This is a genomic window from Rhodococcus sp. 077-4 (assembly GCF_047782425.1).
GTDB lineage: Bacteria > Actinomycetota > Actinomycetes > Mycobacteriales > Mycobacteriaceae > Rhodococcoides.
Window position 1 is genome coordinate 915662 of record NZ_JAJPWC010000001.1, and the last position, 13130, is coordinate 928791.

Genomic DNA, 13130 nt, shown 5'->3' on the forward strand with positions numbered 1-13130 from the left:
TCAGATCACCTTCCTGGCGCGCAGATCGTCGAGCTGCTCTTCGGTGAGACCGAGCGTACGGCCGAGGACATCGTCCGTGTGCTCGCCCAGATCCGGGCCCGCCCACCTGACGGCCGTGGCGGTATCTCCGAAACGCGGAACCACTCCGGGAAAGCGCACTTCCTCGGTGCTGCCTTGTTCCACCGAGACTTTCAGAGGCTGCACCATGCCGCGGGCGACGAAGTGCTCGTCCTCGGCGATCTGGCCCGCGTCGAATACTTCTCCGACGGGAACGCCTGCGGCACCGAGCTCGTCGACGACCACCGATGTAGGGCGCGCCGAGGTCCACGTGGATATCGCTCCGTCGAGCTCGGCCTCGCGCTGGAATCTCTTGTCGCCGTCGGCCAAGTCGGGGTCCGCGGCCAGGTCTGCTCTGCCCACCGCCGTCATGAGCCGTCCGAACACGCTGCTCGAGTTGCCGGCGATCATGACGCTCCCGTCCCGGGACGGATAGATCCCGCTGGGGACGACGCCGGGGAGATTGCCCGCAGTGCGCTGGCGAACTGTGCCGTATGCGTCGAAGTCCGGGACCAGCGATTCCATGGCCATGAACACTGCCTCGTAGAGTGCGACGTCGGCAACCTTGGGTCGAGAATGATCTCCGCTGCGTTCGCGAGCGAGCAGCATCACCAGGGCACCGACAGCGCCGTGGAGTCCGGCCAGGACATCGCCGATGGGTGCTGCCGGGCGCACCGGTTCGCGATCTGCGTGTCCGGTGACGTGCCGAAGTCCGCCGAAAGCCTCTGCGACACCGCCGAATCCGGCGCGATCGCGATGCGGCCCGGTTTGGCCGTAGCCCGAGATCCGTACCAGGACGACGTCGGGATTGACTACTTGTAGGCGCTCGGGTCCGAGTCCCCACCGCTCGAGTGTGCCGGGTCGGAAGTTCTCGACGACGACGTCGGCAGTTTCGATCAGTCGCAACGCCAGATCGCGGCCGTCGTCGGTCCGAAGGTCGAGGGTCACCGAATGCTTGTTGCGGGCAATGGTCCGAAACATCATGGAGGTGTCTCCGCGGCTTCGACGCCAGCCGCGGAGTTCGTCGCCGACGCCGGGGCGTTCGATCTTGATGACCTCGGCACCGAAGTCGGCGAAGAGGCGACTGGCGAATGGTGCGGCGATGAAGTTGCCCAGCTCGATCACACGGATTCCGTGCAATGGGCCGTTCTCGATGGTGGTGGACACCGGTGGTCACTCCCTGCAGTTGGGTAGTAGGTCCGAGTGAAGATTGCGATTATCATTATTTGATAACTGCATTATCTCCTGATAGGAATGACCATAGTGTGCTGGATCACTAATGACAACCACTGTGACGTGCATTGCCGACGCAGGTCGGTATGGCCGTCATCATGAACGGTGCCGTGGTCGGCGGGAATCGACCGAGGACGAGGTAGAGCACTGCACAGCCAACGCGCTCAGCTACCGCGATCTGGCCGTTCTCCATCGTGGCGCTCGGCCCTGCTGACGGCGTCGCGGGCCGGTCCGACACCTATGCTGCGTTAGCAGTGTCGGCCGTGTAGCCGGCGCGATGCGGGAATCGAACACGGAGGTCGACAGCAGTGACGGACGGCAGCGCCGACACCACTACCGGGGTTCTGGCTCGGGCCGCGGCAATTCTGAACGCCGTCGAGGCTTGCCCTCGGACCACCGGTGACCTCGCCAAGATGCTGGGGCTGTCTGCATCGACGGTCTATCGACTGGTCGGCGAGATGGTGCGGTACTCGATGCTCCGCCGGGACAACGACGGTCTTCTTCATCCCGGTGATCGCTTCGGCACCTCCACCCTCGGCGGGCTCGCGGTACCGATTCTCAGGCGCCTGCGGCAGGAGACCGGAGAATCCGCCCAGTTGTGGGTACTGCGGGGATCGCATCGACTGTGCCTGGTATCGGAGGATTCACAGCACGAACTCCGGGCATCCTTGCCCGTGGGGGCGCTACTTCCCCTCGGAGCGGGGTCGGCCGGTCACGTGTTGGCCGGCGATCTCGACGGCGACGCCGACAGTCGCGCACTCGGGTGGTGGGAGTCGGTGTCCGAGCGAACCCCAGGGCTGACCTCGGTCAGTGCACCGGTCCGCCGAGACGAGCGCATCGTTGCCGCCGTGTGCGTCGCGGGTCCGGTAGAGAGGGTGCCGACGTCGGCCGGCCAGCTGTGGGGCCAGGCTGTGCGCGACGCTGCACTCGAAATCGAGCAGTCCCTCGTGGTCCGATCGGACTGGTAGCAGTCGCTCAGGCCGGCACGATGCGGCCACGGACGTCTCCGAACCCGATGCGCGACCCGTTGAGCCCCGGAGCGCTCGCGGCGATGACGACCTCGTCACCGTCCTCGAGGAAGGTTCGGGTCTCCGCACCGAGTTGTACGGGTTCTGCACCGCCCCAGGTCAATTCGATGAACGCGCCGCGCTGATTCTTCTCCGGTCCGGAGATGGTGCCCGAGGCGAACAGGTCGCCCGTCCGGCTGGTCGCGCCGTTGACGGTTTCGTGGGCCAGCATCTGAGCGGGTGACCAGTACATTGCACCGTAGGGCGGGTGGGAAACCACGTGACCGTTCCACGAGACCGTCAGGTCGATATCGAGTGCCCACGAACGAGACTCGCGGAGGTACTCGAGTGGCTCGGGGTCCTGAACCGGCGTCGAGACCCTCGCGTGTTCGAGCGCGAGCAGGGGTACCACCCACGGTGAGATGGACGTCGCGAAACTCTTGCCGAGGTTCGGCCCCAGCGGTACGTACTCCCAGGCCTGGATGTCGCGAGCCGACCAGTCGTTGACGATGACAGCACCGAACACGTGCTCGGAGAAATCATTCGGCGAGATGGGTCCATCCGCCGGAACGCCGACGACGAAGCCCATCTCGGCTTCGATGTCCAGTCTCCGACTCGGACCGAACGTGGGCGACGCCTCGTCGGGTGCTTTGCGTTGACCGGACGGCCGCCTGACATCGGTACCGGAGACGACGACCGTGCCGGCCCGGCCGTGATATGCAACGGGCAGATGCTTCCAATTCGGTAGGAGCGGTTCGGCATCGGGACGAAAGAGTCGACCGAGATTGGCTGCGTGATGTTCCGAGGCGTAGAAGTCCACGTAGTCGGCGACCTCGAACGGTAGGTGCATCGTGACATCGGAAACCGACACGATTGCCTGCGCGGGGGTCGTGCCAGCGATCAGCATGTCGGTGACGCACTCGCGGACCTCGACCCACCGACTGCGACCGCGCGCCATGAACGCATTGAGGCTCGCCGACGCGAAATCTTCGTCGTCAAGAGCCGCGTACAGGTCGATCACGTTGTCGCCATAACGAACTCCGACACGAGCATCGCTACTGGAAGTACTGAATACCCCACAGGGCAGGTTGTCGATTCCGAACTCGGAATCAGCGGGGATATCGATGTGCGTCATGGACGGCGCTCCTGATGTACGGGGGTGGGGCTCACAGGGGTGGGACGAGGCCCAGCCGGACGAGGTCGTCGAGGGGCTCACGAATGCTGCAGGTACCGAACGATGCGAATGCGCGTTCGCCTTCGACACCGGACACAAGGCGGGCGAGGACCTCCTCGTCCCGGATCGCCAATATCTTCTCGAGTTCGCCGACCCGAGCACCGCTGTGCGCGGCTTCTGCGGCAAGTATCACGTTGAGAAAACCGTGCTGCTCGAAGCCGTTGTCGGGATCGGTATTTCGAGCTGCACGATGCAGTCCGGCTGTGGCTTTGAAATGGATCTCTCGCTTCGCGGCCTCATATATTTCCGACGCGAGTTCGTGCTCGCTCGGATACATGTCGGCGGTGACGCCCCCGGTCCTGAACTTGGCACGATACCCGCGCTCGTCCACGGCATCGAAGATGTCGTCGCGTCGGGCATCTCGGGGTATCTCGACGTAGATGTCGATGTCCTGAGTGATGGTGCGCAAGGCATCGATGTCGGTGCCGTCGGGAACTGCCACTTCGATGGCCACGACGGTCACCCCGGCCGTGCGGTCAGCGGCGCGCAGGCCTGCCTCTACGCTTCTTGGGCCGGCAGGTGCGGTCAACGCCACCTTCATCCGTGCACCCAGGTTCAGCTCGGTTACCCGATCCATGGGAACGACCAACGGGCCCACCAGGTCTGCGAAGGCACTGTCCCGGTACTCGAGGTGTTGGCGCACAGCAACATCGAGAGGCGCGTTGCCGGGAGGGAAGACGGCGGCGTCGTCGCAGAGTCGACGAAAGAACGGTGGGATCATCGGTTCGGTCCCCGGCCGGCCCAGGTCCACGCATAGCCGGTGTCCTCGCATGCGAGCGCACCTTCGCCGAGTTCGAGGGGGCGGAAGGAATCGACCATGACGGCCAGTTCGTCGAAGAACTCGGCACCGATGCTGCGTTCGTACGCTCCCGGCTGCGGCCCGTGAGCGTGACCGCCCGGATGTACCGAGATCGAACCCTGCCCGATGCCAGAGCCTTTGCGTGCCTCGTAGTCGCCGCCGACGTAGAACATGATCTCGTCGGAGTCGACGTTGGAGTGGTAGTACGGCACCGGAATTGCCAGCGGGTGGTAATCGACCTTGCGCGGCACGAAGTTGCAGATTACGAAATTGGACCCTTCGAAAGCCTGGTGAGCCGGCGGCGGTTGATGCACGCGGCCGGTGATCGGTTCGTAGTCGGAGATGTTGAACGTGTACGGGTAGAGGCAGCCATCCCACCCCACCACGTCGAACGGATGATTCGGGTAGACGAACCGCGTTCCGACGATGCCCGTCGAACCACGGTGTTTGACAAGCACTTCCACGTCGGTGCCGTCGGCGAGCAGGGCCTCGGACGGTCCGTGCAGATCGCGCTCGCAGTAGGGGGCGTGCTCGAGTAACTGGCCGTACTTCGACAGGAACCGCTTCGGTGGCGCAATGTGACTGTTGGCCTCGATGGCGTACGCGCGCAGGGGGCCGTCGGGAATCCAGCGGTGTGTCGTTGCGCGTGGGATGAGCACGTAGTCGCCCTGCCGTGCCTCCAGGATTCCGAACACCGTTTCGACTGTCGCAGAACCGGATTCGACGTAGACCATCTCGTCACCGATCGAGTTACGGTACAGCGGAGAAGGTTTGCAAGCGACGACATAGGACAGTCTGACGTCGGCGTTGCCGAGGACGAGGCGTCGGCCGGTGACGACGTCGGTGTCCGCCACCGCCGATTCTGGAAACAGGTCATGCAACTTCAGGTGCCGCGGCAGGAGCGGATGATTGGGCGTGGTCGATTGGTCGGGGAGCTCCCACGCCGTGGCGTCGACGATTGCCGACGGTATGTGACGGTGATAGAGCAGGGACGAGTCCGACGAGAAGCCCTCTTCGCCCATCAGCTCCTCGAAGTAGAGGTTCCCGTCTGGAGTTCGGTGCTGGGTGTGCCGCTTCGGCGGTATCGATCCGAGCTGCCGGTAATAGGCCACGTCGTCGCTCCTGTGTTCTGTTCACCGCTTATAGTAAATACATTAACTACTTTGACGTGATCTACGCAACCTTCAATTGCGTCCCCGGACGTCGAACTGGCTGCGATGGGTGATGAGTTTGGTCAACAGCATCACCAGGATCCGCTGTTCGGGTTCGGTGAGCGCGCTGGCCCACGCATTCTCCCGTTCGTTCTGTTCGGCGAACGTCGCGACCATCTCGTCATGCCCTTGCGTTGTGAGGGCGAGACGCACGGAACGACCGTCCTTCTCGTCGGGGGTGCTGGCGAGCAGTCCGCCGGCGATGAGGGTCTTGGACAGGTTCGATACAGCGGCGCGGCTCATACCCGTCAGCTCCGCCGCCCGCTTCGGCTCGATCGGACCCGCCAACCAGGTGACGAACATCAGTCGGAACGACGACCACGACCAGCCTCGCGGCCGATGAACCGTCGACTCCAGGTCGTACGTGACGATGTTCGACGCTCGGTTGAGTGTCAGTAGGACCTCGGTGGCCAGCTGATGCTCGAACCCGTAGTCCCGGGCCAGCGTGGTGTTGGCGGTCTCGATGAACGACCAGAAATCAGGCTCGGATGAGTCGGTCACGGAACCACTGTAGCTAGGGAGTCACCTGATCAACAGATGTATCAATTTTCCGACGCAGGTTCGAGCTGTGGTCGGCGTGGGTCATGATGGACGCATGAGCTCGAAGAACCTGTTCGGTGGCCCCCGGACCCTGCTGATCGTGGCAGCGGTGGTCATCGCGATCGCACTCGTCGCTGCCGCCGCGACGCTGATCGTCCGCGCTGTGCTGGGGCCGCCCGAGGGTGAGAACAAGTTCGAGATCGAGGGTTACTCCGTCGTGCAGGTCGATCCCCAGGTCAGCGACCTCGCGCTCGCCACACGCTAGCCGACTCTGCGGCGACCTTCGGGTCGTGTGTCTGCTGAAAGTTTCGCCCGCCGCGCGCGAACGTGCGGAGCGTGGCGGCGGGTACCTCGTGCTCGGGAACCGGCGCGCCGGTCCACTCGCAGTCACGCACGAAGACCATGCTCGACGCCACCGCGTCGGCTCCGAGATCTTCATGCAGTGGGCCGGAGATTCGGCCGAGAAAGAACTCCCCGCGCTGGGTCCGCGTCCAGACGAAGGACCCGTCCGGCACCTGCTCGAAGCGCTCGACTCGTCGTAGTGATCGTTCGTCATCAGCCGACATCCCGCAGAGTCCATGGGTGAGGGCACGCTCGACACCGCCGGGCATGGGCGCGCGATAGACAGCATCCGGCATACAGCCGAGCCTAGAACCCGAGGGGTTTACATACCTTCTGGTCCGTTACATGATGTTCTCGAACCTTGGACGAATTCAACGAAATGGGGAGCATCGTGTTTTCGAGAAAAGTAGTCACTCGCCTCGTGGCGGCACCGTTGGTTGCGGGAGCCCTGACGCTTGGGTCGGCGGGGATCGGGTCGGCCGCGACCGTCACGGAACTCAGGCCAGCACAAGCCTTCGTGTTCTTTCAGCACGGCGTGAGCTTCGGATCGGGCCCGGTCGAGGCAACAGCGACGGTGGGTGCTGAGGCAGGGAAAGTCACCGTCACGACCGCGAGCAAGATTTCGGGTGCGGGTGACATGGGCTCGTCCGCGGTGGGTCTGCTGCCGGTTCCGGTGACCGTGGTGTGGACGAACATCGACAATGGGCGATCCGGTTCGGCGGGTGGGATGTCGACCGAGCCGATCACTCTCGCTACCGGCGTCGGCCGCGTCGATCTCACGATCACGACGGACACTCCCAACCTGCCCGGTGGTGGCCGCGTCGTCGTGGAGTAGTCATGCCTTCGGTGAGGACAGCCGGACTGAGTAGGCCGAATTCGACTGCGCCGCTGTGGCCGAACAGTTCTGGGAATCTGCTCGAGTGCTGGCCGGTGTCGTAGAGGGTCCTCCTGAGCGTTGCGTCGACCCGGTGTTGACATTCCCCCTGGGGGAGGCATCACCGTGGTGCCATGACCACAGATTGGGATGGACTCCCGGACAACGTGAAGAAGTTCATGACCGCACTCGACGCCCGACACGGCGCTCGTGCGCTCACCGTGTTCACCGCGGATGCCGTCGTGACCGATGAGGGACACGACCACTCGGGCCGCGACGAGATCGAGGCCTGGCTGACCGCCTCGGTCAGTGAGAGTGAGTACACTTACACAACAGAATTCACCGGAGCGACCACGACCGGTACCGCTGTCGACATCACGCAGCACTTGGAAGGCAACTTCCCCGGGGGAGTCGTCGACCTGCATTACCGCTTCAGCCTGGACGGCGCGCTGATCGATCGGTTGGTGATCGAGCCATGAGCAAACGATGGCTCATCACCGGTGGCACACCGGGCGGTTTCGGTATGGCGTACGCGGAGGTAGCGCTGGAGGCGGGGGACCGCGTGGTGCTCACCGCCCGGCGTCCGGGGGAACTGGAGTCGTGGGCCGAGCGGTACGGAGACCGCGTTCTCGTCGTGCCCATGGACGTCACCGATGCGGCACAGGTGCTACGAGCGGTACGAACAGCCGAGGACCATTTCGGCGGTATCGACGTGCTGGTCAACAACGCCGGGCGCGGCTGGTACGGATCGATCGAGGGAATGAACGAGACCTCGATACGGGCAATGTTCGAGCTGAATTTCTTCGCCGTGCTGTCCGTCACGCGCGCAGTGCTACCAGGTATGCGCGCCCGCGGAAGCGGGTGGATCGTCAACGTGTCCTCAGTGGCCGGGCTTCTGGCGGCGGTCGGATTCGGCTACTACAGCGCCACGAAATACGCGATCGAAGCCGTCACCGATGCGCTGCGCCAAGAGGTCGCCGAGCACGGCATCTCCGTGTTGGCGGTCGAACCAGGGGCCTTCCGCACGAACGCATACGCCGGATTCGCCGAAGAACCCGTCGCGGAGGCGATTCCGGAATACCACGACATGCTGGAACAGGTGCGGGCTGCCTTCGTCGACATGAACGGGGTGCAACCGGGCGATCCGCATCGCGGTGCCCGTGCGGTGATCGCAGCGATGACCCAGGACCCACCGCCACGCCGGCTGATCCTGGGCAACAGCGGGTACGACGCCGTCATCGACGCGCTGGAACAGAAACTGAGCGACATCCGGTCGAACGAGTCGCTATCTCGGAGCGCGGATTTCCCCGACTAGCCGGGCCCGTGCCGCTTCTCGCGCCATCGGTCGAATCATGTTCGACGCCACCGCGTCGTCGTGGAATAGACGTGTCTTCAGTGTCGATAGCCGGCCTGACGTAGGCCGAATTCGACTGTGCCGCGGTGGCCGAACAGTCCCGGCAATCCGCCGGTGTGCAGCAGCACGGTTCGTTCGCCTGCCTTGATCGTCGAATCCTGCACGGCAGCAACGAGACCGGCAGCGGCGCGCCCGGAGTAAACAGGATCGAGCACGAGTCCCTCGGTGCGGGCGACCATCGTCATCGCTGCGGCGACGGAATCCGACAGCACCGCATACCCCTCGCCGACGACATCGTGCCGGAATCTCAACTGCTCCCGATCGATCGGCCGGTCGGCGAAATGCAGTACGCGATCCACCGGGTCCGAGACGGCGCCGCAGTCGACGCCGAGTACGCGTTCGGCACCGAGGCGTCGGACGAGCCCCGCCATCGTTCCGCCTGATCCGACCGCTGCGACGATGGTGTTCACGGAGGGGATCTCGGCCAGGATCTCGTCGGCGCACGAGACATAGCCCTCGACGCTGTCCAGCGAGGTGCCGCCGAACGGGATCAGCGCTGCCCCCTCGCCCAGTGCGGCGGCGGTCTCGGCGGCTCGCTCTTCCAGCGAGTCGGTGCCCGCCCAGACGATCCGCGCTCCCAACAGGCCGTCGAGCACGATGTTTCCGGATTCGTTGGGCTCGGGTGCGCCGGCCAGAACGAGTACCACGTCGAGGCCGAGTCGTGCGCCCGCCGCAGCGGTGAGCCGGGCGTGATTGCTCTGGGCCGCACCACTGGTGACGAGTGTGGTGGCCCCGGCTTCGATCGCTGCCCCGCAGAGCCACTCGAGCTTGCGGATCTTGTTTCCGCCGCCGCCCGGCCCGAGCAGGTCGTCGCGCTTGATCCACAGATCGTTCGGACCGAGCCCCAACGCCGCGGCCAGGCGGGGAGCGGGCTCGAGCGGGGTGGGGTACTGCGACAGGGTCACCTTGGGCACCTGGCCACTGTAGGTCGCGCGGGCTCGCGAGGTGGCGTTGCCGTAAGTCGACTTCAGTGCTAGGTTGAAGGTTCAACTTAAGTACTTCGAAGGACCCGCCATGACATCCGTGATCAACCCGCCGGTCGCGGGAGCAGCGTTCGACGCATTTCTTGCCGATGCCGCACCCGCGAGTCGGTCGCAGCCGCTGTGGACCCCGAGCGACGGGCCGATGCCCGCCCTCTACATCAGTCATGGCGCACCTCCGGTGTTCGACGACGCGCTCTGGATGAACGAGATGTTCACCTGGTCGCAGTCGATGCCCAAGCCGAAGGCAATTCTGATCGTCAGCGCGCACTGGGAAGAGGCCCCGCTGAGCCTGTCGGCATCGGCGGCGGCGACTCCGCTCGTCTACGACTTCGGCGGATTCGCCCAGCGCTACTTCTCGATGGAATACCGAACACCCGACGCCGAAGCCCTGGCCGCACGCGTGGCCGCTGCGCTGCCCGCGTCGGAGAACCTGCACCGCCATTCCTCTCGTGGACTCGACCATGGCGCGTGGGTGCCGCTGAAAGTCATGTACCCCTACGCCGATGTTCCGGTTTTGCAATTGAGCCTGCCGACGCATGCGCCCGATCGGCTCATGGCGATCGGTGCTGCGCTGAAAAAACTTCGTGCCGAGGGTGTGCTGGTGATGGGTTCGGGGTTCATGACGCACGGACTGCCGTTCCTCTCCCGAGAGAACTTCGCGACCAACACCGTGCCGACGTGGTCCGAGGACTTCGATCTCTGGGCCGCCGACGCGTTGTCGCGCGGTGACGTCGCGACGCTGGCCGACTTCCGCAACGCCGCACCGGGAATGCCGTATGCCCACCCCACCGTCGAACACTTCACTCCGCTGTTCGTCACCCTCGGTGCAGCCGAGAACCCCGAGGCACCGGTCACCACGGCCATCACCGGCTTCCAATTCGGCTTGGCGAAGAGGTCTTTCGCGGTCGCGTGAGTCGCAGAGTCATACAGTGGACCGATGACGCATGCCACCGGTCCACTCGCAGGCCTCGTCGTCGCCGATTTTTCTCGCGTACTCGCCGGGCCGTACGCGACGATGATGCTCGGCGACATGGGCACCGAGGTCATCAAGGTCGAAAGACCCGGAACCGGCGACGACACCCGCTCCTGGGGTCCGCCCTACGACTCCGCCGGTACAGCAACGTATTTCAACTCTGTCAACCGCAACAAGACATCGCGAGTCATCGACCTGCAGTCCGAGCGCGGTGTTGCCGAGGCACGGGAGATCGTAGCGGGCGCAGACATCCTGATCGAGAACTTCCGAGCCGGGGCCATGGACCGGTTGGGTCTGGGGTATTCGACGTTCGCGCAGACGAATCCTGGTTTGATCTACTGCTCGATCACCGGATTCGGTACCGGCGGCGGAGCAGCGCTGCCGGGATACGACCTCGTGGTTCAAGCAGTCGGCGGGCTGATGAGCGTCACCGGCCCCGACGCCTCCACGCCCACCAAGGTGGGCGTGGCGATGGTCGACATCGTCACCGGACTGCATGCACTCAGCGGAATCCTTGCCGCACTGCACCATCGATCGAACACCGGTGCAGGACAACAGGTACACACCTCATTGATGGCCTCGGTGCTGTCGGCACTGAGCAATCAGTCTTCCGCCTATCTCGGTGCAGGCGTCGTACCGGTCCCGATGGGCAACAAGCACCCGTCTCTCGTGCCGTACGAGGTATTCGAGACCGCGGATCGGCCACTCGCGTTGGCGGTGGGCAACGACCAACAGTTCCAGGCACTGGTCGAGGTGCTGAACGAGCCCAAACTCGCTGCAGACGAGCGTTTCTCGTCCAATTCTGCCCGCGTCGAACATCGAGATCAGCTGGTCGACATCCTGAACTCGGCGCTGCAGACGCGGACCGCGGACGAATGGTACCGAGAACTGATGGCCCGCAACGTTCCCGCAGGGCCGGTCAATTCCCTGGACGAGGCCTTCGCATTTGCGGATTCACTCGGACTCGAACCTCGGGTGCAGGTTCCCGGTTCGGTGGCCGACGGCGTCCGCAATCCGGTGGACTTCTCGGCGACGCCGGTGAACTACCGCCTGCCACCGCCGGCCGGCCAGATCTAGTTCAACGCCCACTTCACCGACACGGACACGCTGACCGTCTGCTGTCCCGGTTCGATGGGCACCGCCATGTCGAACGAACTGGCGGACTCGCCGAGGGCCCTCGGCTGCTCCTGGCCGGTGATCGACTCGGTGATCGACAGAACGTCACCGAGTTCGCCGCCTGCCAGCGTGGCGTACTGCTCGGCGCGGTCGCGGGCATCGGCGAACGCCCTGGACCGAGCATCGGCGATCAGTTCGGAATCGTCGTCGATCCGGAACGAGACCCCGGAGATGCGGGTCGCGTTTCCGCCGGCCGAGGTGGCGTCGCCCAGGACTGCTGACGCCTTCGACAGATCGCGCACCGTGACCTGCAAGGTGTTGGTGGCCTGATATCCGGAGATGGCCGAGGTACCGCCAGGCAGTGCGCCGGAGTACTGCGGATCGATCGATACCTGCTGAGTCTGGACGTCCTCGCGGGCGACGCCCGCCGCGATCACGGCGTCCGTCACGTCACCGACTGCAGCATTGGCCTCTTCGATGGCGGCGGTGACGTCCTCGGCCGTGGCCTGGACGCCGATCTGCGTCGTCAAGGTATCGGGTGCGCCCTGGACTTCTCCCACGCCGTTGACGTTCACTCCGGGAGGTCCATCGGGTGACGTGGCTGGACTGCTGCAGCCAGCGGTCAGGGCCACCGTCAGCGCCAGTGCCGAGACGCACGATCCGATCATCCATCGATTTCGACTCATCGCCGTAGTGTCCAGCATGACAGGGGAATGGGAAAGACCTACGACGCGGATTTTCGATACTCGGCGTCGAAGATTGCGGTCACTTCGTCCACCACCTTCATGGCTCCGAACATCTGCGAGTACGGGGTGATCTTGTGATCCGACTGACGCACAACAGTTTCGGACTCGATGTGCCATCGATCGCCGAGGTCGTCGACATACACGTCCACGGCGATGTCCCGCGAAACGCCATGGATCTCCACTGTGCCGCCCAGCCGAAACCCGGAATCGACGACGGTGATCTCCGTCGAACGGAATTCGATGGTGGGATATCGGTCGGCGTCGAAGCTCTTGAGCGCGTTGGCTTTCGCCACCATCTTCTCGGGTCCGATCAAGGGTGTCAGTCCACCCTCGCCATGGACCACATCGAGTGAACTCACCTCGGCGGTCAGGGCAACCGCGGTGGGTGTGTCCCCGGACCACTCGACGCTCGCAGTCCACGAGGTCAACGCAATCGTGAGGCGGTGCCCCATCTTGGAAGCCTTCCCGGTGACATCCGTCCGAACAGCCAACTGCCCGCCGTCCGATGCGTCGAGCGTCCAGGTCTCGGTACTCATGCCCCGACTGTATCCGTCCCGCATAACCGACGAAGGGACGAGGCGCAGGTAGTTAGGGTGGAGCC

The 13130-nt window shown here is 64.4% G+C and carries 16 protein-coding genes; 7 read left to right on the forward strand and 9 right to left on the reverse strand.

Annotated features, from left to right (window positions below):
* Nucleotides 1–1224, reverse strand: a complete 1224-nt coding sequence (locus tag ACNEOT_RS04455) for a CaiB/BaiF CoA transferase family protein (RefSeq protein ID WP_415972458.1) — start codon at nt 1222–1224, stop codon at nt 1–3.
* A 374-nt stretch (nt 1225–1598) separates the two neighbouring features.
* Here ACNEOT_RS04455 and ACNEOT_RS04460 point away from each other — a divergent pair, with 374 nt between their 5' ends.
* Entirely contained in the window at nt 1599–2258 is a 660-nt protein-coding gene (locus ACNEOT_RS04460) for an IclR family transcriptional regulator (protein ID WP_415972459.1), read from the forward strand.
* A 7-nt stretch (nt 2259–2265) separates the two neighbouring features.
* Here the strand turns inward: ACNEOT_RS04460 and fahA are convergent, their stop codons facing one another.
* From fahA to ACNEOT_RS04480, 4 genes are all read right to left on the reverse strand, one after another.
* Nucleotides 2266–3432 (reverse strand): fumarylacetoacetase, encoded by a 1167-nt coding sequence (gene fahA / locus ACNEOT_RS04465; RefSeq protein ID WP_415972461.1) that lies wholly within the window; start codon nt 3430–3432, stop codon nt 2266–2268.
* 31 nt (nt 3433–3463) lie between these two features.
* A complete protein-coding gene (locus ACNEOT_RS04470) occupies nt 3464–4252 on the reverse strand; it encodes a hypothetical protein (protein WP_415972463.1) in 789 nt (262 codons plus the stop codon).
* Nucleotides 4249–5442 carry a homogentisate 1,2-dioxygenase gene (locus ACNEOT_RS04475; protein WP_415972464.1) on the reverse strand — a complete coding sequence of 398 codons (1194 nt, stop codon included), beginning with the start codon at nt 5440–5442 and terminating at the stop codon, nt 4249–4251. The genes ACNEOT_RS04470 and ACNEOT_RS04475 overlap by 4 nt, the downstream gene beginning before the upstream one ends.
* 72 nt (nt 5443–5514) lie before the next feature.
* Nucleotides 5515–6042: a MarR family winged helix-turn-helix transcriptional regulator gene (locus tag ACNEOT_RS04480; RefSeq protein ID WP_415972466.1), complete on the reverse strand. Its 528-nt coding sequence runs from the start codon at nt 6040–6042 to the stop codon at nt 5515–5517.
* Between the two features lie 94 nt (nt 6043–6136).
* Here ACNEOT_RS04480 and ACNEOT_RS04485 point away from each other — a divergent pair, with 94 nt between their 5' ends.
* Entirely contained in the window at nt 6137–6346 is a 210-nt protein-coding gene (locus ACNEOT_RS04485) for a hypothetical protein (protein ID WP_415972468.1), read from the forward strand.
* Here the strand turns inward: ACNEOT_RS04485 and ACNEOT_RS04490 are convergent.
* On the reverse strand, nt 6318–6719 hold the full coding sequence (locus tag ACNEOT_RS04490; protein WP_415972469.1) for a GAF domain-containing protein: 402 nt from the start codon (nt 6717–6719) through the stop codon (nt 6318–6320). The two genes, ACNEOT_RS04485 and ACNEOT_RS04490, sit on opposite strands and share 29 nt — an antisense overlap.
* 125 nt (nt 6720–6844) lie before the next feature.
* Between ACNEOT_RS04490 and ACNEOT_RS04495 the strand changes: the two genes are divergently transcribed.
* From ACNEOT_RS04495 to ACNEOT_RS04505, 3 genes are all read left to right on the forward strand, one after another.
* On the forward strand, nt 6845–7258 hold the full coding sequence (locus ACNEOT_RS04495) for a hypothetical protein (protein WP_415972470.1): 414 nt from the start codon (nt 6845–6847) through the stop codon (nt 7256–7258).
* 173 nt (nt 7259–7431) lie between these two features.
* Entirely contained in the window at nt 7432–7776 is a 345-nt protein-coding gene (locus ACNEOT_RS04500) for a nuclear transport factor 2 family protein (protein ID WP_415972471.1), read from the forward strand.
* Nucleotides 7773–8612, forward strand: coding sequence for an SDR family NAD(P)-dependent oxidoreductase (locus tag ACNEOT_RS04505; protein WP_415972473.1), 840 nt, complete (start codon nt 7773–7775; stop codon nt 8610–8612). The genes ACNEOT_RS04500 and ACNEOT_RS04505 overlap by 4 nt, the downstream gene beginning before the upstream one ends.
* Before the next feature lie 77 nt (nt 8613–8689).
* Here ACNEOT_RS04505 and ACNEOT_RS04510 read toward each other — a convergent pair whose 3' ends face one another.
* The gene (locus ACNEOT_RS04510; RefSeq protein ID WP_415972475.1) at nt 8690–9625 is read right to left on the reverse strand and encodes a pyridoxal-phosphate dependent enzyme; all 936 of its coding nucleotides are present in this window, start codon (nt 9623–9625) and stop codon (nt 8690–8692) included.
* A gap of 100 nt (nt 9626–9725) precedes the next feature.
* On the opposite strand from ACNEOT_RS04510, the gene ACNEOT_RS04515 reads away from it, so the two are divergent.
* Nucleotides 9726–10607, forward strand: coding sequence for a dioxygenase (locus ACNEOT_RS04515; RefSeq protein WP_415972477.1), 882 nt, complete (start codon nt 9726–9728; stop codon nt 10605–10607).
* A gap of 24 nt (nt 10608–10631) precedes the next feature.
* Complete coding sequence (locus ACNEOT_RS04520) at nt 10632–11744, forward strand: CaiB/BaiF CoA transferase family protein (RefSeq protein WP_415972478.1); 1113 nt, start codon at nt 10632–10634, stop codon at nt 11742–11744.
* Here the strand turns inward: ACNEOT_RS04520 and ACNEOT_RS04525 are convergent.
* Both ACNEOT_RS04525 and ACNEOT_RS04530 read right to left on the reverse strand, forming a co-directional pair.
* On the reverse strand, nt 11741–12469 hold the full coding sequence (locus ACNEOT_RS04525; protein ID WP_415972480.1) for an SIMPL domain-containing protein: 729 nt from the start codon (nt 12467–12469) through the stop codon (nt 11741–11743). The genes ACNEOT_RS04520 and ACNEOT_RS04525 overlap by 4 nt on opposite strands.
* 38 nt (nt 12470–12507) lie before the next feature.
* Nucleotides 12508–13065, reverse strand: a complete 558-nt coding sequence (locus tag ACNEOT_RS04530; protein ID WP_415972481.1) for a YceI family protein — start codon at nt 13063–13065, stop codon at nt 12508–12510.
* Nucleotides 13066–13130: the final 65 nt, after the last annotated feature.

Bases quoted from the DNA above. Each gene is read 5' to 3' on its own strand.
- fahA (WP_415972461.1), bottom strand. From the start codon at position 3,432: ATGACGCACATCGATATCCCCGCTGATTCCGAGTTCGGAATCGACAAC.
- ACNEOT_RS04470 (WP_415972463.1), bottom strand. From the start codon at position 4,252: ATGATCCCACCGTTCTTTCGTCGACTCTGCGACGACGCCGCCGTCTTC.
- ACNEOT_RS04485 (WP_415972468.1), top strand. From the start codon at position 6,137: ATGAGCTCGAAGAACCTGTTCGGTGGCCCCCGGACCCTGCTGATCGTG.
- ACNEOT_RS04490 (WP_415972469.1), bottom strand. From the start codon at position 6,719: ATGCCGGATGCTGTCTATCGCGCGCCCATGCCCGGCGGTGTCGAGCGT.
- ACNEOT_RS04500 (WP_415972471.1), top strand. From the start codon at position 7,432: ATGACCACAGATTGGGATGGACTCCCGGACAACGTGAAGAAGTTCATG.
- ACNEOT_RS04505 (WP_415972473.1), top strand. From the start codon at position 7,773: ATGAGCAAACGATGGCTCATCACCGGTGGCACACCGGGCGGTTTCGGT.
- ACNEOT_RS04515 (WP_415972477.1), top strand. From the start codon at position 9,726: ATGACATCCGTGATCAACCCGCCGGTCGCGGGAGCAGCGTTCGACGCA.
- ACNEOT_RS04520 (WP_415972478.1), top strand. From the start codon at position 10,632: ATGACGCATGCCACCGGTCCACTCGCAGGCCTCGTCGTCGCCGATTTT.
- ACNEOT_RS04525 (WP_415972480.1), bottom strand. From the start codon at position 12,469: ATGAGTCGAAATCGATGGATGATCGGATCGTGCGTCTCGGCACTGGCG.
- ACNEOT_RS04530 (WP_415972481.1), bottom strand. From the start codon at position 13,065: ATGAGTACCGAGACCTGGACGCTCGACGCATCGGACGGCGGGCAGTTG.